The sequence below is a fragment of the Blautia sp. TF10-30 genome (genome assembly GCF_003481245.1).
GTDB classification, from domain to species: domain Bacteria; phylum Bacillota; class Clostridia; order Lachnospirales; family Lachnospiraceae; genus Fusicatenibacter; species Fusicatenibacter saccharivorans.
The window spans coordinates 257,994-276,849 of the sequence record NZ_QUKM01000001.1; the positions used below are offsets into that span (position 1 = coordinate 257,994).

Sequence of the window (18,856 nt, forward strand, 5' to 3'; positions counted from 1 at the left end):
GCTTAAATTCCAGGTGCTTCTGTCTGTTCCGGCTCCGACTGCGGTGCCGTTACCTGCCCCTTCTGCCCATTATTCTGATTTACATACTTCTCCCAGGCCTTTGCTGCCCGCTCGGCAGCCGTACTTCCCTCACCGGTATTCAGCGCCTGGATTGCATAATAATTGATCGGAATATCGACCTCTTTTTCATCCAGCTGCCCTTCCACGATATTAGCTGCTGTCACGCTCGTAAATAAAGGATCCGTCGCTTTGCCAGCTGCGAGCACTTCATTGTAGAGATATGTATATACCATCGAATTGTTCTGTTTTTTCTTGTACATCAGCACCCATTTTTTCGAAAGCTGATTCATCGAAAACAGTTCCGTATCGACGGCTGCCCCGCCGTTTAAACGGTTTCCGGATGTATCTGCAACGATCACTTTTGCGATTGGTATGGAAACATCCATATAAACGTAAGAATCATTTTTACCTTTATTTTTGATACGCGGGTCCTTCGGAATCACCTGGGTCGGCACGATATGATTGGTCTTTCCGTCCGGATCTGGTGCGTACGATGGTTCATTTCCTTCGATATCTACTTTTCCCACAACAAACTGGTTCGTCACAGAATCCTTATCCGTCAGATACGCCAGTGTTCCGCCCGCTGCCAGGGCTCCTGTCAGAAGCAGTGATGCTGCCCAGAATACGATTTTCCGCTGTTTTTTCATAGATCAATTCCTCCTGTTTTCCTAAATAATTTTGCTAATTCTTTTTATAACTTGTTTTCCTGCATGATTTTTCTACCGTGCCAAAGCTGCCGGATTGTAAAAAGCATCACCGCTCCCACGGCCAGAAAAAAGAGTGTTCCTCTCTGCCGGAGCCAGATAATACCAAAGCCAAGCCAGGGAAGAGCTACGATCACATTCCCGATCACCTGTTTTTCCAAAACGATGCCTGCATCTTCCTCCGCGTTGGCATCCCCCTTAGTACAGTATCCTTCCTCGCTCTTTTCCACGATCCGGTGTGTCACCACCATATTTCCTCTCCGGTAGGTAATCACATCCCCCGGATTCCATTCCTTCTTCCGTCCATCCACAACCACAACAGATCCCGTCGGGATCTCCGGTTCCATGGACCCGGACAGTACGACATAGGCGCAGAAATACTGCATCAGATACCATCCCGCCGCCAGAAAAAGGAAGGAAAGAAAGCCCTGCAGCCCCAGTTTTCCTTTTGCTTTCATTTGCTCCCTTCCGTCGATGCGGACATCCAGACTGTCATTTTTGCACGCAAAAAACAGAGGATAGCATTTACCCTCTGTCTCAGAATATCCCTGTTTCATTTTCTCTAAAGTTCTTGTAAAAGTGATTTAAACTTACCATAGTCCGGGCGAAAGCGCAAGCATTGTCTGCCCGTTTAATTCTAAATTTTTTCTAAAGCCTGAAACGCAGAAAATTTTCAGAACTTTTCCCGGATCTTTTTTTCTCCAAACGCAAGCCGCTTTTCCAGCTCCTGCCCATTTTCTGCCCCAAGGATTTTTCGCATTACACTCTCTTCTTCCCGGATTCCTTTTCCGTGAAGTACGCCGTATGCGCCGGCATCACTTCCCGCCGCAAGCACAACGTCCTTTTCAAATGCGAGCTGCAGACCTTTTTTCTGCGTCTCAAAAATCCACGCCAGCGTTTCAGCCGGATATCTGCCGTTCTCCAGAAGATTCGAAACCGTCACAATTGTCGGCACCCAGATTGTTGCATGCTCTGCCATACAGCAGATGCTCTCTTCATTCTGAAAGTTCCCGTGCTCAACCGAGTCCACGCCTGCCTCTGCCGCATCCATCACAGCCTGTGCGCCGTTCACATGCGCCATCACAGAAAGCCCCGCATCATGCGCCGCAGCTGTCATTGCAAAAACCTCTTCCCTGGAAAGCGGCTCACTGGTCACATGCCCCTTTGTCGCGAAATCCAGGATTCCCGTCGTCATGATCTTGATAAAATCTCCGCCCGCACGGCGTACTTCACGCACAAGCGCGCAATACTCTTTCCCGTCTGAAAATGCGCGTCCGACAATTTTTCCATAACGGCCCGCCCTGTGAATCGCAAAAACCGGTGTGCGGTATGTGATCCCGTACTCCGGCGCAAGGCTCCGTGCAAGAACACCCGCCCCGTACGGATCTCCGCCGTCACGCACATAGGAAATCCCTGCCTTCTGATACGCCGCCAGATGTTCCCGGATCAGATCCTCCCGCGGGCCGTTTTCATGCGCTGCCGCCGCCTTTTTGTAATCCACACCGTCCATAAAAATATGGGCATGGCATTCTGCTGTCACCATTTTTGTTTACCGCCTTATCTCCGATTCCACCACAGCTTCTCTGCGGCCCATTTTCCAGTTCTGCTCCGAGAGATACAGATGATATCCACAGCCGTTTTCTACTCGCCAGTCATAGTAACTCTTCTGTGGCACGCCGTACTGCTCAAGGATACTCATGATCGTGCCTCCGTGCACCACCATCGCCACGTTACGGTAATGGCGGCGGATACACGTATCCACCATCTTGTCAAAGCCGGCGATGCAGCGGTCCTTGAACTGCTGCGGGCTCTCACCGCCCGGAAAGGCAAGCGTCGCCATGGAATCAATCCACTCCTGGTATTTCGGATTATCTTTTAATTCCTGATAATTTTTGTTCTCAAACTCACCAAAATTGCACTCTGCAAATTCCGGGATTTTGACCTGTTTGGCATACGGATACAGAATGTCTGCCGTTTCCAGACACCGTTTCAGCGGGCTGACGAACAGAAGCTCAACGGTATCCATCGTCCGCTGTTCCAGCTCTTTTTTCCCTTCCTCACACAGTGGTTCATCCGTCACGCCGATATACCGTCCTAATGTATTGCCATAGGTTTTTCCATGGCGGATCATTGCAATTTTAATCATGTTTTTCCTCACCTTTCAGCAGGATTCCGATTCCGCACACCACACGGGTTACCGAATCAGCCTTTGCTGCCAGCTCCGTACAGATGCGCCCCGTCTTTTCCCGCCATTTCCGGTCGAAGGGTTCGATCGGAACCACTCCGTAACCGAGTTCATTCGTAACAATGCAGATTTCCGGATTTTTCTGCAGCAGTTCTTCCAGTTCTGCTTCCGGTGCAGTCCCGGTCTCCTCTTCCAGAAGGAGCCATCTGCGGACCAGTTCCTGAAAATCATATACGCCGGAACATGCCGACAGCTCCTCTTTCGAAACTGCTGCCCCATCGGCCCATCCTGTTTCTTTTCCGGTCATCTTCTTTGCAAAGTCAAGCTTTCCCTGAAAAGCCCCTCCAATTACTAATTTCATTTCCAGTTCTCCATTCCAAGAGAAAGTACCACAAGAGACAGGAGCTGTGCCAGCTCACAGAGCGAAAGGAAATAGCCTGCGAGATCTCCTGTAATTCCTCCAAAATACTTACTGCTTTTCCATTTATAATAACAGAATACCAGTGCCGATACAACCAGTACATCCAGTGCCGCCCAGACGCAGAACGAAGCTGAGAGCGCCGTCACGGCAAAAATCGTCACAACAAGCACCGCCGCCGTTCTTTTTTTCTCTGCGCTCATGCCAAACGCTGCCGCTGTTCCTTTCGGATTGGCATTTGGAAAAAACGCGATCGAAAGACCGCTGAACGATCTCGAAACTGCGAAGCCAAATGCATACGCCGGAAAAATCTTCCAGACAAGTTCTCCGGCTGCGCCCGCGTACAGTACAAAATACAGACATCCCATAATAATCGCAAATGCTCCGGCGTGCGGGTCTTTTAAGATTTCCAGTCGGCGCTGTTTTTCTCTCCAGGAACTTAACGCATCCATCGTATCCAGATAGCCGTCGAGGTGAATGCCGCCCGTCACCAGAACCGGAACTGCCGTCAGCACTGCAGCCCGCAGCATGCTTCCCGCGCCAATCTGCTGCAGCAGCCAGAAAAGCACCGCCGAAACTGCACCGACAGCCAGTCCGACCCACGGAAAGAAACACAACGCATATTTCATGTTCTCTTTTTCCCAGTCTGCCGGCGGCATCGGGATTTTCGAGTACATGGCAAACGCCACTTTAAAATTATTCCATATCGTTTTCATCTTATTCTTTTTTTATTCTGACGGGAATCCCATACACAACCTCGGTCACACAGTCCGCCATCTCTGCCAGACGTACATTAATGTTTCCCAGGATCCGCTGGTATTCCATCGTCTCCTCCTCATATCGGTATCCGTCCGAAAAAATTTCATTCGTCACCAGAACCAGATTCCGCGCCTGATTGGCCAGACGGGAAACGCCCGCAAGAATTTCCTCCTCCGTCCGCGCTTTTCCCGCCCCGGATGGATCAAATATTTCATTTGCCGTGAGATTCGACATACATTCGAGCAGCACATCGCTTCCCGGTTCCAGCTCCACTTCTTTTAAATTCGTATAACACTCAATCGTCGAAAACTTCTTTGCCGCGCGCATCTTCCGGTGGCGTGCAATACGCGCCTGCCCTTCCGCACCGAACGGCTGCATCGTTGCGATATAAACCCTCCGTGTTCCGCCAAAATCCAGAATACACTGCTCCGCATACGCCGATTTTCCGCTGCCGCTGCCGCCTGTAACCAGATGTATCATCGTTTCACCTGCCTTTTTTAAGTCAGCGGCACATACGTTTCGATCTGTGCCTCGTCAAATGTCGCCATGCCGCGGTATACGGCATTTGCCTGATCCAGAATCGGGAAAAGCATGATGGCGCCCGTTCCCTCGCCCAGACACATATCGCAGTGCAGGAAGGCTTCTTTTCCAAGCTCTGCAAGCAGCAGATGCGCCGCCGGCTCCTTCGATACGTGCGAAGCGATCATATAGTCCTTTGCAAACGGTGCAATCCGTGCAGCAAGAAGCGCTGCCACACAGGAAATAAAGCCGTCCATCACAACCGGAACGCCATGTGCAGCCCCTGCAAGAAAGACACCCGCCATGCCGGCAATGTCAAAACCGCCGACCTTTGCCAGCACATCGATGGGATCGGACGGATCCGGCTGATTGATGGCAATTGCTTTTTCAATCGCTGCAATTTTCCGCGCAAGACCTTCACTCGAAAGCCCGGCGCCCCGTCCCGTCAGTTCCGGAACCGGCTGATTCAGGAAAACGGCTGCCATTGCACTGCTCGTCGTCGTATTTCCAATGCCCATCTCACCGGTTGCCATCAGCTGATAGCCCGCCGCAATTTTTTCTTCCGCCACGGCGATTCCTGTTTCAAGCGCACGAACGGCCTCTTCCCTTGTCATCGCCGGACCTTTTGCCATATTTTTTGTTCCATACGCAACTTTATACCGCGGAACCTTCGTATCGCGCGCCATTCCGATATCAATCGGAAACAGATCCGCATGCGCACCGCGGCAGAGAATGGCTGCTGTCGCCTTCTCCTGCAGAAAATTTTCCGCAACTGTCGCTGTCACTTCCTGACCGCTCTGCGTCACGTTTTCTTCCACAACGCCATTGTCCGCACAGAACGTCAGAAGTGCTCTTTTTTCAATCGAAATCTCCTCTTTTCCGGTGATTCCGGCAATCTGGATGAGCACGTCCTCCAGCTTTCCGAGGCTGTGGAGCGGCTTTGCAATGCCGTCCCAGTGAGCCTTGGCACGATCCATCGCCTCTTTCGAAAGCGGATGGATCTGTTCGATTGTTTCCTGTAATGTCATCTTTTGTTCGCCCCTTCTTTCGATATGACGTCCGATCAGCTCTGTTTTTTCACCCAGTTCACAAAGAAAATATGGGAATCTTCCCGCGCTGTTCCGCTGGAAGTTGTCCATTTATAGGTGTATGTATATGTCACACATTTTTCTTTATCCATATTCAGATTTTCAAATGCTTTCGGAGTCATGAAATATAGATAATCAAAATCATCTCTCGTATCGCCAAAGCCCGGGATCACACGTTTTGTGCCGTTCTTCAGATATGCATCCATGATCGACCGGGATTCATCCACTGCACCGTAGGCTCCATTATTTTTCAGCTGATTGATGATCGAACTGCTCTGCTCCGCAATTCCCGTCAGATAGTTTGTCAGACTTCCGTTCCGCGCCGGTTCAAACTGCTGCTGTTTATAAATCGCTGTGCGGAGCGAAATATTCTGTGCCGCCATCCGGTTCCGGATGACCATCGCAACTGCCGTCATACCGGTTTTTCTCTGGACACCCGCCTCCGCACTGCAGATAGCCGCAAAGAAATCACGGTCACTCACAGACGGATCCGTGTAATACTGATGCTCCATCGTATAATATTTTCCGCTTACGCTGTCCTTTGCACGCACATACTGGCTCGAGCCGAGAATGCACACTCCGTTTTCGTCAAAGCTGTAGTACCAGTTGCTGCTGTTCTTTTTCAGCAGAGCGTAATACGATTTTACCATCTTTCCGTCGCTTCCAAAGTAATACCAGCCCGTCTGCGGATCACCGCTTACCATCCGTTTCTGTGCATTGAGCCACTGGTTCTTTGCCATGCCTCCCCAGTCTTTAAAGTAATAGGAAGCGCCGTTAATAGTCCGCTCTCCCGTCACCATCACGCCGTTGGCATCGGCATAGTAACTGTTGTTTAAATGCGTAAAGAAGGTATTGCGGTACATCGCACCATTTTCCCGGAAGTAATACCACTGGTTCTCTTTCGAAAGCCAGCCCGTCACCATCTTTCCATCCGCATCGGCATAATACGTTTCACCGCCAAGCTGGAAAAAGGTACTACGGTACATGCCGCCCCAGCCCCGGAAATAATAATACGTACCATTGATTTTCTGCCAGCCGGTTACCATCTTTCCATCTGCATTCACACGATATGTATTGTTGTCATATTCAAAAAAGCGGTCAAAATACTGCTCTCCGGTTTCATCAAAATAGTAATATGTACTGCCCTGCTGCAGCCAGCCGACGGTCAGTTTTCCATCTGCAGCCGCATGGCAGACACTCGTTCCGTTTTTGATGAATGCATTCTGATACATGCCGCCCCAGTCCTTGAAATAGTACCAGTCACCGTCGATCTGTTTTTTTCCGACAGCCATCTTTCCGTTCTCATCGGCATAGTAAAGTGCACTTCCTGTCGGTGCTTTGAAAAAGGTGCTGCGGTACATGCCGCCCCAGCTTCGGAAATAATACCAGGTTCCATCCTGCAGCAGCCAGCCGGTCGTCATCTTTCCATCCGCATCAACATGATAAATATTATTTTTATGCGTCAGAAAGGTGTTTTGTGCCATGCCGCCCCAGCTTCGGAAGTAATACCAGATCCCGTCAATCTGTTCGAACCCGGATGCCATTTTTCCATCCGCATCAACATAATACGTATTCTTGTCATACTCAAAAAAACGATTCCGGTACATCGCGCCCTGATCATCAAAATAATAATACACATCATCGATCAGTTTCCAGCCGGTCGCCATTTTTCCGTCCGCATCAGAATAATACGGTACATTTTTCACGGTGTAAAAGGCATCCCGGTAAACACCGCCCCAGCTTTGGAAATAATACCAGGCTCCATCAAGTTTTTTCCAGCCGACCGCCATTTTTCCATCATTATTCAGGTAGTAACGGTTCTTGTCGTACTCTCTCCAGGCTCCTTTGACAATGGTACCATCCGGATCCTTAAAATACCAGATCCCGTTCTCATTCACCCATGGGTAATAGCTTCCAGCCTGCACGGATACCGCCGTCTCTTCGGGATTTCCGCTCTGTACTTCTGCCGCCGGAAGATCCGAGGCGGCATTTTCCGCTGTCGAATCCGGCGTCTCCGTTTCTGTCATCTCCGGCGTATTTTCGTCTGTGGTTTCCGCCTCCGATGTTTCTTCTGTTTCTTCCTGTGTAACAGCAGAAGCCTCATTTACCAGACTCTGCTCTGTGCCTGCTCCAAATACGTTCGCAGCACTGACAGCGGTTGTCACGCAGGCTGCCGCCAGTACTCCCCTGATTACTTTATTTTTCATTATTTATTCTTCTCTCCCTGCAAAAACAGGCAAAGCCTGCTGTGTGCTCTGCCTGTTTTAAAATTCTGCTCCTGCTTTATCTTATTTCAAAAACGCCCGAACAGTCTCCGGCATCTGATCTACATCACACTCTGTCGTATGAAGCACCAGTGCAGTACGGATTTCTTCGATCGCACGCGGAATCTCGGTATTGGCAAGTGCAGACAGCTTGTCTACCTGCTCCAGTACTGGAAGGGTGTCATACTCCGGTGCAATCGCTGCAAGAACGCTGCTTGTAAATTTATACGGGCTTGCGGTAGATGCGATGACGGTCTTGGTTTCGTCATAGGTTTCCTCGCGGTATTTTCCGTATACAGCCGCTGCAACCGCGGTATGGGTATCAATCACATATCCGGTATCGCTGTACAGTTTTGCAATCGCGTCTGCTGTCTCCTGTTCGGATGCATAATTGCCGTAGAAGTCTGCCAGCTCTTTTTTCATCGCATCGGTGATCTCATATTTTCCGTCCTTTGCAAGATCCTGCATCAGCTCGCGGTCTGCTGCTTCGCTGTTTCCGGCGATGCGGTAGATCAGACGCTCCAGATTGCTCGAGATCAGGATATCCATGGACGGTGATGTTGTCAGAATAAAGTCTCTGTTTCTGTCGTAAACGCCGGTGCGGAAGAAGTCAAACAGAACTTTGTTCTCATTGGAAGCGCAGATCAGTTTTGCGATCGGCAGTCCCATCTGTTTTGCATAGAATGCAGCGAGAATATTTCCGAAGTTTCCGGTCGGAACGGTTACATTGATCTTTTCTCCGTCTGCAATCTCTCCGTTTTTCACCAGGTTTGCGTAAGCATATACGTAGTAGACGACCTGCGGAACGAGTCTTCCGATGTTGATCGAGTTTGCAGAGCTGAACTGGAAACCTTTATCTGCCAGCTCTTTTCCAAGCTCTTTATCGTTAAACATTTTCTTCACGCCGGTCTGTGCGTCGTCGAAGTTTCCGTGGATGGCTACAACGTGGGTGTTCTTGCCCTTCTGTGTTACCATCTGTTTTTCCTGAATCGGGCTTACGCCGTTCTTCGGGTAAAATACAATAATTCTGGTGCCCGGCACATCTGCAAAGCCTGCCATTGCTGCTTTTCCGGTATCTCCCGATGTAGCAGTTAAGATGACGATCTCATTTTTCACGCCGTTTTTCTTTGCGGCGGTCGTCATCAGATGCGGCAGAATGGAAAGTGCCATGTCCTTGAACGCGATCGTTGCGCCGTGGAACAGCTCCAGATAGTAAACACCGTCTGCTTTTGTCAGCGGTGCAATTTCCTCTGTGTCAAATTTCGCATCGTATGCGTTTGCAATACAGTTTTTCAGTTCATCTTCTGTAAAGTCGGTAAGAAAACGGCTCATTACCTCGTATGCTACTTCCTGATAGCTCATAGCCGCAAGTTTTTCCATGGGAACATCCAGTGCTGGAATGGAGGTCGGTACAAATAATCCGCCGTCGTCGGACAGACCCTTTAAGATTGCCCGGGATGCAGTTACGGTTTCTCCATTGCCTCTGGTACTTTTGTATAATACTTCCATGCTCTTTCTCTCCTTCACTTTGACTCCCGGCAGAGCCTCTCTGACTCCCGGCCGGATACGTTTCAGATTAGTTTTACCTGTACGCTTCCTTTTATTATAATGGATGAAGTATGAAAAAACAACAAAAATATACAAAAAATGACTGTGCACAAAAATGCACAGCCATTTTCCACCATTCTGCCAAAATATTTTTTGTCAGAATGTATGATTTAATTTTCGTCGGACTCCTCCGTTTTTGCTTCGCCTTCTTCCAGGGCCGGGGATTCTGCTGCTTCTTCCAGGGCAAGCGCCTCTTCCTCTTTTTCCGCATTTTCTGCGATTTTGTCTTCCGCCCAGGTCACAAACGCTGCTGCTTCTCCGATCTCAAAGCGTTTCTTGTCAAGAAAAGTACTTCTGCCGCCGATGGTGATACGGATATAGTTGTCAAACTCCGTGACCTTTGCCAGCTGCTCCAGCGGAATATCGGTGCTTCTGCCCTCTTTTTCGTATGTCATCGTGAGCACATGCTCCGTAAAACGAAGGGTACGTTCTCCGAGAAGGCCTTTCTTTTTGCATTTTTTCATCTGCGAACGGGCCATCAGATTCGGCAGAAACGTACACAGCAGTGCCATCAGGACAGAAATTCCCAGATTGAAGAAATCGCCCGGCAGAACGGATCCGCGGGTCACTGCACCGTAGATCATGAAGAGAATGGCAGCCGCAACAGCAAGACCGGTGATGATCCGCAGCACGAGCAGCACTTTTTTCATTTCGGTGCGGTAAATCTCCACAAACAGCTCTTTGGTATATTCGATTTTGTTTTTAAACAGCATATTCTCTCTCTTTTCTTATCGGTTGTTGATTGCAGTTACCAGCGCATCGATGGAAGCACGGATGATATCCGGGTCTACGCCTGCACCCCAGGAAAGTGTTCCGTCCGGCTTCTTGATGCCGACATAGGCGATCGCACGGGATTTGGAACTCTGCTCTAAAGCATGCTCCGTATAGCTGACCAGATCATACTGCAGATTGTACTGCTGTTTCAGCGCGTTGCTGACTGCGTTCAGACGGCCGTTTCCTTCTGCAAATACGGTTGTATACTCGCCGCCCTCATAGTTGGAAGTAACCTGTGCTTCAATTTTGCCCGCATCAAGCTGTTTAAAGTGAACGCCGTTGATGTTATACGGTGTGGTTACGTTCTCGAAGCTGTCCTTGAAGAGTTCAAAGATTTCATCCGGACGCAGCTCTTTATGCAGATGATCGGAAACGGATTTTGCGGTATAGCTCATAGCCTCGCGCATCTTCGCCGGCAGATTCAGGCCGTATTTCGTCTCCAGAATATAGCCGACACCGCCCTTTCCAGACTGGCTGTTGATGCGGATGACGTCTGCATCGTAGTTTCTTCCGATATCGGTCGGATCGATCGGCAGATACGGAACGGTCCAGGTATCCGGTGCTTTCTCCTCGATCCAGTGCATGCCTTTTGCGATCGCATCCTGATGGGAACCGGAGAAGGCTGCAAATACGAGAGATCCGCAGTACGGGCTTCTCGGGTTGATGCTCATACCGGTGAAGGATTCAAATGCATGGCAGAGTTTCGGCATATCGGAGAAGTCAAGCTCCGGATCGACGCCCTGCATGTACATGTTCATGCCGACCGTGATAATATCCACGTTTCCGGTTCTCTCGCCGTTTCCGAACAGCGTTCCCTCGATACGGTCTGCTCCGGCAAGGATACCCATCTCTGCATCGGAAACGCCGCAGCCGCGGTCATTGTGCGGATGAAGGGAAAGAACGACATTATTGCGGTATTTCAGGTTTTTGCTCATATATTCCACCTGGCTTGCATAAACGTGCGGCATGGAAAGCTCCACGGTGCTCGGCAGGTTGATGATGGCTTTGCGGTCTGCAGTCGGCTGCCATACGTCGAGAACGGCGTTGCACACCTCAAGCGCATATTCCGGCTCGGTTCCGGTAAAGCTCTCCGGGCTGTACTCGAAGCGGTATTTCTCGCCGGCCTCTTCTGTCAGCTCTTTTAAGAGCTTCGCTCCCTCAACGGCGATTTTCAGGATGTCTTCTTTCGACTTTTTGAAGACCTGCTGACGCTGTGCATAGGAAGTGGAATTGTAAACGTGAACGATAGCATTCTTGCAGCCCTTTAATGCCTTGAAGGTCTTGCGAATGATATGCTCTCTCGCCTGGGTCAAAACCTGAACGGTTACGTCATCCGGGATCAGATCATGCTCGATCAGGGTGCGAAGGAATTCGTACTCGGTCTCAGATGCTGCCGGGAAGCCGACCTCGATCTCTTTGAAACCAACCTCGACGAGGAGTTTGAAGAATTCTACCTTCTGCTCCAGGCTCATCGGAATTACAAGTGCCTGGTTTCCGTCACGAAGGTCAACGCTGCACCATACCGGTGCTTTGTCAATGCTGTCTTTTTCTGCCCAGTCCATGCACGGAACCGGCGGCATATAATACTGTTTCTGATACTTCTTTACATTCATCATGATTTTTTCCTCCCAGAAAGTGAAATACAATTTATTCTGCCGACATAAATTCGGGATGAAAGCATAAAAAAATCTCTCATCTTCTGTGTCGGCTTCTGACACAAGAGACGAAAGACTTGCTATCTTACGCGGTACCACTCCTGTTTTACAGAGATTTTCTCTGTACACTCTGCGGATACGGATGAAACATCTGCATATCCTGCCCCTCTAACGGTGGGTTTCCGTCTGCACCTACTCTTTTTATTCTAAATTTGGGAGCAGCGGCTCTGAGGTCAGTTCCACGGAATTCGTCTGCTGTTTCGCATCACCCAACAGCTTTCTGGATTCGGAAGCTCCATGTAGTATTCCTCTTCTTTGCCTTTTTCCTAACTTGGCTCTTATGTTACCATTTTTCTCCATCTCTGTCAAGCGCAAAACGCAGGATTCCGTAAAAATACACCCGCCGGAAAGGAGGCTCCGGCGGGTGCTCTAACACATGATTTCGTTGTTTTATTTGTTGTACTCTTCCAGGTATTTCTGGTAATCCTCTACCTGTTTTCCGTGGATTTCCTTGAGCTCATCCAGCTCATCCAGTGTAGTCGGAACAGCCAGTCCTAAGTTGTCCAGCCAGTCTTTCCGGATCCACAGAGTCTCACATGCCGGCTCTGCAACGTCGCCCGGGATACGGTAAATTCCGTTGTCTCCGGATGCATAGAACATAACGCCAGGATCTACGCTGTTGTAGTAGTCAACCATGTTGGTGTATTTCTTCATATACGGAGAAACATCCATCAGAAGGCCTGCGTCTACCCATTTCGTATAGTCAGCTTCCATGTTCCACCACCAGATGATGTCCGGTCGCTGTGTCTCATCGCCCATCAGAAGGGAAATTTTGGATGTTGCATCCGACCAGCCCGGCAGTGCGATGATATCGATATCCAGGTTGCAGCGGTCCTCCGTCCATTCCTGCATTTCGCTCTCTCCCTTCCTTCCGGCGATATAATGCATTATTTTGCACTATTATTTTTTAATGTGTGATATTAACGAGGTTTTTATTCTTGCGTTTTTGTCATTTTTGTTCAGTTTAGCTTTCCTTAAATGCACCATTTTGCATTATTAATTAGTGTTTTTCTACATGGCATTTATGCACGAATTTGAATCATCGCAAAAAGGGAGCCGGAAACGCCCCGGCAGACGGTTTTTCTTCTCGTCCGCCGGGGCGTCCCTGGCTTTCTTTCTTTGTTCACTTTTTCCTGTTTTTTCTATTTCTTTCTATCCCTGGCGCTTGCACGAGGAACGGCGCACCACAACCTCCCCCGAAACGAGAATCCGTTCTTTCGGCGCTTCCGGGTGCTCCTCCCGCCATAAAAATTCATGCACCATACGGCGGCCAAGCCACTTCGTATCGACATGAACGGTTGAGAAGAACGGATACAGCATCCGGTCCTCATCATCATCAAATCCGGTCAGTGCCACATCCTCCGGCACGCGCACGCCGATTTTCCGGAAGGATTCTGTCAATCTTTTGGCGATCATATCGTTGCCGCAGACAATCGCTTCCGGCAGTGTATCGTAGCTCGCCACAATCTTGTCAAAATTTTCCGGGTAATAAAAATGATCGCTCTCCATATTGGGGCGCACAAGCTCCTCATCGAGCGGAATGCCCGCCTGTTCCATCGCTGCAAGGAAACCGACATACCGGTCATGCATCGACTCATACGTGCTGCTGTGCTCACTTAGGAAACCGATCCGCGTCATGCCCTGCCCGATCAGATGGGACGTCAGAAGACTCACCGGCTGCACACCGTCCACACGCACGATATCGCCCATCGGCCGCTGTTCGATGCCGCAGTAATGGTCGAGCTGAAAGATGCGGTAACCCAGATTTACCAGTTTCTGCATATATTCCGGCGGCAGCATTTTAATGCAGAAGATCGCATCGATATTTTCATTCAGGCCGAGCGGCAGAATGCCGTTCTCCTCCTCCCGCTCCGTCACGACCGCAACGCGCGTCTGACAGTTATTGAGGCTCGCCTCCTCGGAGATGCCGCTCACGACACGGTCCCAATAAACAGCGGCATCCCGCGTACGCAGAACCATAATATTGTAATGCTTCTCCTGCGGTGCCCGAACTTCTTCCACATATACATTTTCGCCCAGATAGCCATTTCTTTTCGCCATCCGAAGAACTCTCTCCCGCGTCACCGGAGCTACCTTCGGATCATCCTTTAATGCCATGGCAACCGTATTCCGGGACAATCCCAGCTCCTTTGCCATACTCTGTATCGTTACTTTCCCCATAACTTCCTCCCTGTTTTTTCTGCGCAATTCATTTTTCTTCCGCACACGTCTTTGTCCGTAAGAAAAAAAGTGCCGTAAAACGACACTCTTACCGATCGGGGCAACAGGATTTGAACCTGCGACCTCACGGCCCCCAGCCGTGCGCGCTACCAAGCTACGCCATACCCCGTAATCATGTTTTCATTATACCAGCGAACTTCTGAAAAATCAATGTTATTTTTCCCTCTCCCGTTTCATTACATTTATTTCTTTATTTCGTGTCATATTCTCTTTTATTTTACTATATTGTCACTTTTTCTTTCTGAATATGTAATTTTTCGACGTTTTCCACGTATCATAAGTGAAAGGGGAAAATCGTATGCCATACAAACTTTCACCTCTGGCATGCCCGTCTGCAAAGACTATGTAAAAACTGAATAAAAGGAGACATCGTAATGGAAACTGAAATTTACTTTCTACTACACTCTTTAGGAATTGGTGCAAAATACCGCGGATTTCGCTATCTCGCCTATGGTATCGCTTTATGCATGGAAGACGAAGATTATCTCCTTCGGGTCAGCAAAACGCTGTACCCAAAGATCGCGCAAACGTTTCAGGTATCGTCCTCCTGCGTCGAACGAGACATCCGCACCGCTATTTCCGTCTGCTGGACCCGCGGAAACCGTGATCTGCTCTTTTCGCTTTCTGTGCATCCGGTTCTGACAAAACCGACCAATTCCGAATTTTTTGATATTTTAAGTTCTTATATCAAATACTACCGTGCTTTTCCTGCCTGTCGTCAGGAGGCATAAAAAAAACGAATACAGAAAAGATAACACTTCCGCGCCCTATCATATTGGGGGATATGCATGGCGCGGAAGTGTTTTTTCTATGATAAAACGATAGAACAAAAAAGGAGACTGCCCGCAAAGGCAGCCTCCCGATATGGATCATTTGACAGCAAACCGATTAGTTATTGATCAGTTTGTCCTCGTTGCTCCAGCTGTACAGTTTTCTGACTTCTTCTCCGACTTTCTCTGACGGATGCTCTGCAGCTTTTCTTCTCATTGCACGGAAGTGAGCCTGTCCGCCTGCTGGGGACATATCCAGAAGGAAGTCTTTTGCGAAAGTACCATCCTGGATATCGGAAAGGATCTTCTTCATGGTCTTCTTGGTTTCTTCTGTGATGATCTTCGGTCCGGTGATGTAATCGCCGTACTCGGCTGTGTTGGAGATGGAGTATCTCATTCCGGAGAATCCCGACTGATAGATCAGGTCTACGATCAGTTTCATCTCATGGATGCACTCGAAGTATGCGTTTCTTGGGTCGTATCCAGCCTCGCACAGAGTCTCAAATCCAGCCTGCATCAGGGCGCATACACCGCCGCAGAGAACTGCCTGCTCACCGAACAGGTCTGTTTCGGTCTCAGTTCTGAAGGTTGTCTCCAGAAGACCAGCTCTTGCTCCGCCGATTCCAAGGCCGTAAGCCAGTGCTCTGTCCAGAGCTTTTCCGGTGTAATCCTGCTCAACAGCAACCAGGCAAGGAGTTCCTTTGCCAGCCTGATACTCGCTTCTTACTGTGTGGCCAGGTGCTTTCGGAGCGATCATAGCTACATCTACGTTCTTCGGAGGTACGATCTGTCCGAAGTGGATAGCGAAACCATGAGCGAACATCAGCATGTTGCCCTCTTCCAGGTTTGGCTCGATATCTTTTTTGTACATTGCAGCCTGTTTCTCATCGTTGATCAGGATCATGATGATATCAGCCTGTTTTGCAGCCTCAGCAGCGGTGTATACTTTGAATCCCTGTGCCTCTGCTTTTGCCCAGGATTTGCTGCCTTCATAAAGTCCAATAATAACATCACAGCCGGAATCTTTCAGGTTCAGTGCATGAGCATGTCCCTGGCTTCCGTAGCCGATAATTGCGATTTTTTTGCCTTCCAGTAAAGAGAGATTACAATCTTCCTGATAAAAAAGTCTTGCTGCCATTTTATTTTCCTCCATAATATATAGAATGTCTTGACCGGCGGCAGGTCGGTCAATTTATACAGCGAAAAGCATTTCTGCCTTTTGCTGTTTGTCAGGGAAATGAACTTTTCTATACAAAAATTTCATTCCTCCAGCAAACGTATGTAATGTGATCTGCGTTAATCGAGGTAACGCACATCGTGGGCTCCTCTGGAGAGTCCTGTCACTCCTGTTCTGGCCAGTTCCAGGATTTCGTATCCCTGTACCAGATTCAGGAACCCTTCGAGCTTTGACTGGTTTCCGGTCAGCTCTACAATCAGGCTTTCCTGTCCCACATCCACGATTCTTCCACGGAAGACATCGGAGATGGCGATGACATTGCGGCGTTCATTTTCATTCACACGGATTTTGACCAGCATCAGCTCTCGTCTGACACTCTCGTCCGGCTTCAGCTCTTTGATATCCCGCACATCGACAAGTTTTGCCAGCTGTTTTTTGATCTGCTCCAGAATCATTTCATCACTGCAGTACAGAACAACAGTCATTCTTGTGTATCGCGGGTCTGCTGTCACACCGGCGGTGATCGTCTCGATATTGTATCCGCGTCGGCTGAAAAGACCAGCTACTCTGCTTAAAAGTCCCGGCGTATTATCCACCAGCAGGGATAATGTTCTTTTCTGTTCCATAAACACCAACTTTCCTCCATCCGCAGGCGCCGCGGATTTTCAGCAATTTCTTACAACTTCCAACGCCTTATCCAATATATTAGCAACTTATCCTCGCTTTGTCAACAAAAATTTTACCAAATTATTCTTTTGGGCAAAAATCTTTTGCCTCCTGTGGTTCCCATTTGCACACCTTCCGGTCATACGTAAGGATGCCGTTCGACTCCTCCTCGACATCGGTAAGCTGTGTGTAGACTGCTGCGGCAAGTCCCTGTTCTGTGAGTTCTCTTATCTTTTCTGCCAGTGCATCCATCGCTTTCTGGTACTGTGCCTGGTTCTGGTATGTGCGGTAGCCGAACGATTTTTCGGAGTAGAGATGCTCCTGTACCGGATACGTATAGCCGCCGTATTCAGAAAAAGCAAACGCGCGCTCCTCCGGTTTTACTTTTAACGGACGAAAGTAATTGTGAAGGCTCTTGATGTCCCCCGCTCCCTGATCGTACCAGCCGCTCGCGTGGTCGATCTGCCGCGTCGGATCGAGAGCGCGCACCATTTCTGTCATCTCCCTGGCATCAAACTGTCCCCATCCCTCGTTGAACAGAACCCAGAGCGACACGCACGGTGCATTGTAAAGCTGATGAACCGTCTCGCGGCACTCCCGCTTCCACCACTCTCTTCCCGTTTTTGAGGTCCGCGAAAAGAGCGGATAACAGTTATCCCTGAATTCCGTTGTCACAAACGGCAGTACGGTCGGAAGGTACAAAAGGAACGTCTGAATCGACCGGCCGCCGCCGTTGATCATATCCTGCCACACCAGCATACCGATATGGTCGCAGTGGGAATACCATCTTGCGCACTCAACTTTCAGGTGTTTCCGGATCATATTGAAACCGAGGCGTTTGGCCGTCTTAATGTCATAAACCATCGCCTCATCGGACGGCGGCGTGTAGAAGCTTTCCGGCCAATAACCCTGGTCGAGGACACCGTTCTGGAAATACGGCTTTCCGTTTAAGAGAAGACGCGTGATTCCTTTCTCATCTTTTCCAATGCCGAATTTGCGCATGCCGAAATAACTCTCGATGCGGTCTTCTCCCGCTTCAATGGAAACCCCATAGAGATGCGGATGTTCCGGGCTCCAGCCTGCAAAATTACCGAGAATCAGCTCCGCCTCGTTTTCTCTCGTCTCCCGGACGCAGATCACCTTCGCATCCGGCGCTTCGCTCTCCCGCACCGTAATTTTTTTCGTCAGTCCCGCATCCGGTCCGTTGAGGAAAACCCGTACTTTTACGCTCGCCGTATCATATTCCGGCGTGATCACGATGCGTTCCAGATACGTCTCCGGCACCCATTCCATCCAGACGCTCTGCCAGATGCCGCTCTGCGCGGTGTAAAACATGCCGCCCGGGGTAAGGCTCTGCTTTCCGCGGCCCTTCCAGTCCGTGTCCGTCTCATCGCGCACCTTGACGGCAAGCTCGTTCTCTCCCGTTTTGAGATACGGCGTAAGATCCACTGAAAAAGAAAGATACCCGCCGAGATGGCCTCCGGCACGCTTTCCGTTGCAGTAAATTACCGCATCCTGATCCACGGCGCCGAACTGCAGCAGCAGCCGTTTTCCGGCAGGAATTTTGGGAAGCTGAATCGTGCGGAAGTACCACAGATATTCTTTTGGAAGCAGCTGCCGCTTCACGCCGGACGCATCGCACTCCGGGGAAAACGGAACGAGAATTTTTCCGTCCCGCTGTTTTGGCATTTTCTGCGTTTCCGTGAACGCATACTCCCACCATCCGTTCAGATTTGTCCAGTTTTCCCGGCGCATCTGCGGACGCGGATATTCCGGAAACGGGAGCTCTTCTTCCGGATTTTTCCCAAATTCCGTAGAAAGGCGGAATTTTTTTCCTTCCTTTTTTCCAATCTGTAATGCTTTGACCGCATTTTTGAAGTCCATTCTTTTCCCTCTTTTTCTGATTTT

Annotated in this window: 18 protein-coding genes, 1 tRNA gene and 1 other annotated feature; of the genes, 1 reads left to right on the top strand and 18 read right to left on the bottom strand. The window is 49.5% G+C overall.

What is annotated here, in order from left to right; all coding sequences use genetic code 11:
- Positions 1–2: 2 nt before the first annotated feature.
- The 15 genes from DXD02_RS01175 to DXD02_RS01245 all read right to left on the bottom strand — a co-directional run bounded on the left by DXD02_RS01175 (position 3) and on the right by DXD02_RS01245 (position 14,444).
- A complete protein-coding gene (locus DXD02_RS01175; protein ID WP_117760344.1) occupies positions 3–707 on the bottom strand; it encodes a SipW-dependent-type signal peptide-containing protein in 705 nt (234 codons plus the stop codon).
- 44 nt (positions 708–751) lie between these two features.
- Complete coding sequence (locus DXD02_RS01180) at positions 752–1,321, bottom strand: signal peptidase I (protein WP_117509026.1); 570 nt, start codon at positions 1,319–1,321, stop codon at positions 752–754.
- A 116-nt stretch (positions 1,322–1,437) separates the two neighbouring features.
- Positions 1,438–2,307 carry an amidohydrolase family protein gene (locus DXD02_RS01185; RefSeq protein WP_207741833.1) on the bottom strand — a complete coding sequence of 290 codons (870 nt, stop codon included), beginning with the start codon at positions 2,305–2,307 and terminating at the stop codon, positions 1,438–1,440.
- A gap of 6 nt (positions 2,308–2,313) precedes the next feature.
- Positions 2,314–2,910, bottom strand: a complete 597-nt coding sequence (locus tag DXD02_RS01190) for a histidine phosphatase family protein (RefSeq protein ID WP_022462294.1) — start codon at positions 2,908–2,910, stop codon at positions 2,314–2,316.
- Positions 2,903–3,310, bottom strand: a complete 408-nt coding sequence (locus tag DXD02_RS01195; protein ID WP_022462293.1) for a bifunctional adenosylcobinamide kinase/adenosylcobinamide-phosphate guanylyltransferase — start codon at positions 3,308–3,310, stop codon at positions 2,903–2,905. Before DXD02_RS01195 ends, DXD02_RS01190 begins: the two co-directional genes overlap by 8 nt.
- On the bottom strand, positions 3,307–4,083 hold the full coding sequence (locus DXD02_RS01200; protein ID WP_055226435.1) for an adenosylcobinamide-GDP ribazoletransferase: 777 nt from the start codon (positions 4,081–4,083) through the stop codon (positions 3,307–3,309). The genes DXD02_RS01195 and DXD02_RS01200 overlap by 4 nt, the downstream gene beginning before the upstream one ends.
- Position 4,084: 1 nt before the next feature.
- Positions 4,085–4,606, bottom strand: a complete 522-nt coding sequence (locus DXD02_RS01205; RefSeq protein ID WP_117509027.1) for a bifunctional adenosylcobinamide kinase/adenosylcobinamide-phosphate guanylyltransferase — start codon at positions 4,604–4,606, stop codon at positions 4,085–4,087.
- 17 nt (positions 4,607–4,623) lie between these two features.
- Entirely contained in the window at positions 4,624–5,673 is a 1,050-nt protein-coding gene (cobT, locus tag DXD02_RS01210) for a nicotinate-nucleotide--dimethylbenzimidazole phosphoribosyltransferase (protein WP_022462290.1), read from the bottom strand.
- Between the two features lie 35 nt (positions 5,674–5,708).
- Complete coding sequence (locus tag DXD02_RS01215; protein ID WP_118666276.1) at positions 5,709–7,940, bottom strand: cell wall hydrolase; 2,232 nt, start codon at positions 7,938–7,940, stop codon at positions 5,709–5,711.
- 81 nt (positions 7,941–8,021) lie between these two features.
- Complete coding sequence (gene thrC, locus DXD02_RS01220) at positions 8,022–9,506, bottom strand: threonine synthase (protein ID WP_118666277.1); 1,485 nt, start codon at positions 9,504–9,506, stop codon at positions 8,022–8,024.
- A gap of 209 nt (positions 9,507–9,715) precedes the next feature.
- Complete coding sequence (locus DXD02_RS01225; RefSeq protein ID WP_117509030.1) at positions 9,716–10,318, bottom strand: hypothetical protein; 603 nt, start codon at positions 10,316–10,318, stop codon at positions 9,716–9,718.
- A gap of 15 nt (positions 10,319–10,333) precedes the next feature.
- The gene (locus tag DXD02_RS01230) at positions 10,334–11,995 is read right to left on the bottom strand and encodes a 2-isopropylmalate synthase (protein ID WP_199691629.1); all 1,662 of its coding nucleotides are present in this window, start codon (positions 11,993–11,995) and stop codon (positions 10,334–10,336) included.
- 100 nt (positions 11,996–12,095) lie between these two features.
- Positions 12,096–12,359, bottom strand: a binding site (T-box leader).
- Between the two features lie 125 nt (positions 12,360–12,484).
- The gene (locus tag DXD02_RS01235) at positions 12,485–12,946 is read right to left on the bottom strand and encodes an extracellular solute-binding protein (protein WP_158554951.1); all 462 of its coding nucleotides are present in this window, start codon (positions 12,944–12,946) and stop codon (positions 12,485–12,487) included.
- 300 nt (positions 12,947–13,246) lie between these two features.
- Positions 13,247–14,275 carry a LacI family DNA-binding transcriptional regulator gene (locus tag DXD02_RS01240; RefSeq protein ID WP_117804052.1) on the bottom strand — a complete coding sequence of 343 codons (1,029 nt, stop codon included), beginning with the start codon at positions 14,273–14,275 and terminating at the stop codon, positions 13,247–13,249.
- A 95-nt stretch (positions 14,276–14,370) separates the two neighbouring features.
- Positions 14,371–14,444 (bottom strand) — tRNA-Pro (locus DXD02_RS01245).
- 265 nt (positions 14,445–14,709) lie between these two features.
- On the opposite strand from DXD02_RS01245, the gene DXD02_RS01250 reads away from it, so the two are divergent.
- On the top strand, positions 14,710–15,066 hold the full coding sequence (locus DXD02_RS01250; protein WP_022462283.1) for a sporulation initiation factor Spo0A C-terminal domain-containing protein: 357 nt from the start codon (positions 14,710–14,712) through the stop codon (positions 15,064–15,066).
- A 157-nt stretch (positions 15,067–15,223) separates the two neighbouring features.
- Here DXD02_RS01250 and ilvC read toward each other — a convergent pair whose 3' ends face one another.
- From ilvC to DXD02_RS01265, 3 genes are all read right to left on the bottom strand, one after another.
- A complete protein-coding gene (gene ilvC, locus DXD02_RS01255) occupies positions 15,224–16,243 on the bottom strand; it encodes a ketol-acid reductoisomerase (protein WP_022462282.1) in 1,020 nt (339 codons plus the stop codon).
- Positions 16,244–16,401: 158 nt separating this feature from the next.
- Positions 16,402–16,908, bottom strand: a complete 507-nt coding sequence (gene ilvN / locus DXD02_RS01260) for an acetolactate synthase small subunit (protein ID WP_022462281.1) — start codon at positions 16,906–16,908, stop codon at positions 16,402–16,404.
- 121 nt (positions 16,909–17,029) lie between these two features.
- Positions 17,030–18,832: a glycoside hydrolase family 2 protein gene (locus tag DXD02_RS01265; RefSeq protein ID WP_118666278.1), complete on the bottom strand. Its 1,803-nt coding sequence runs from the start codon at positions 18,830–18,832 to the stop codon at positions 17,030–17,032.
- Positions 18,833–18,856: the final 24 nt, after the last annotated feature.

Excerpts from the sequence above, each read along its gene's own strand:
- DXD02_RS01250 (WP_022462283.1), top strand. The coding sequence starts at position 14,710 with ATGGAAACTGAAATTTACTTTCTACTACACTCTTTAGGAATTGGTGCA.
- DXD02_RS01240 (WP_117804052.1), bottom strand. The coding sequence starts at position 14,275 with ATGGGGAAAGTAACGATACAGAGTATGGCAAAGGAGCTGGGATTGTCC.
- DXD02_RS01265 (WP_118666278.1), bottom strand. The coding sequence starts at position 18,832 with ATGGACTTCAAAAATGCGGTCAAAGCATTACAGATTGGAAAAAAGGAA.
- DXD02_RS01215 (WP_118666276.1), bottom strand. The coding sequence starts at position 7,940 with ATGAAAAATAAAGTAATCAGGGGAGTACTGGCGGCAGCCTGCGTGACA.
- ilvN (WP_022462281.1), bottom strand. The coding sequence starts at position 16,908 with ATGGAACAGAAAAGAACATTATCCCTGCTGGTGGATAATACGCCGGGA.
- DXD02_RS01230 (WP_199691629.1), bottom strand. The coding sequence starts at position 11,995 with ATGATGAATGTAAAGAAGTATCAGAAACAGTATTATATGCCGCCGGTT.
- DXD02_RS01175 (WP_117760344.1), bottom strand. The coding sequence starts at position 707 with ATGAAAAAACAGCGGAAAATCGTATTCTGGGCAGCATCACTGCTTCTG.
- ilvC (WP_022462282.1), bottom strand. The coding sequence starts at position 16,243 with ATGGCAGCAAGACTTTTTTATCAGGAAGATTGTAATCTCTCTTTACTG.
- DXD02_RS01180 (WP_117509026.1), bottom strand. The coding sequence starts at position 1,321 with ATGAAACAGGGATATTCTGAGACAGAGGGTAAATGCTATCCTCTGTTT.
- DXD02_RS01190 (WP_022462294.1), bottom strand. The coding sequence starts at position 2,910 with ATGATTAAAATTGCAATGATCCGCCATGGAAAAACCTATGGCAATACA.
- DXD02_RS01205 (WP_117509027.1), bottom strand. The coding sequence starts at position 4,606 with ATGATACATCTGGTTACAGGCGGCAGCGGCAGCGGAAAATCGGCGTAT.
- DXD02_RS01200 (WP_055226435.1), bottom strand. The coding sequence starts at position 4,083 with ATGAAAACGATATGGAATAATTTTAAAGTGGCGTTTGCCATGTACTCG.
- cobT (WP_022462290.1), bottom strand. The coding sequence starts at position 5,673 with ATGACATTACAGGAAACAATCGAACAGATCCATCCGCTTTCGAAAGAG.
- DXD02_RS01195 (WP_022462293.1), bottom strand. The coding sequence starts at position 3,310 with ATGAAATTAGTAATTGGAGGGGCTTTTCAGGGAAAGCTTGACTTTGCA.
- DXD02_RS01235 (WP_158554951.1), bottom strand. The coding sequence starts at position 12,946 with ATGCAGGAATGGACGGAGGACCGCTGCAACCTGGATATCGATATCATC.
- DXD02_RS01225 (WP_117509030.1), bottom strand. The coding sequence starts at position 10,318 with ATGCTGTTTAAAAACAAAATCGAATATACCAAAGAGCTGTTTGTGGAG.
- DXD02_RS01185 (WP_207741833.1), bottom strand. The coding sequence starts at position 2,307 with ATGGTGACAGCAGAATGCCATGCCCATATTTTTATGGACGGTGTGGAT.
- thrC (WP_118666277.1), bottom strand. The coding sequence starts at position 9,506 with ATGGAAGTATTATACAAAAGTACCAGAGGCAATGGAGAAACCGTAACT.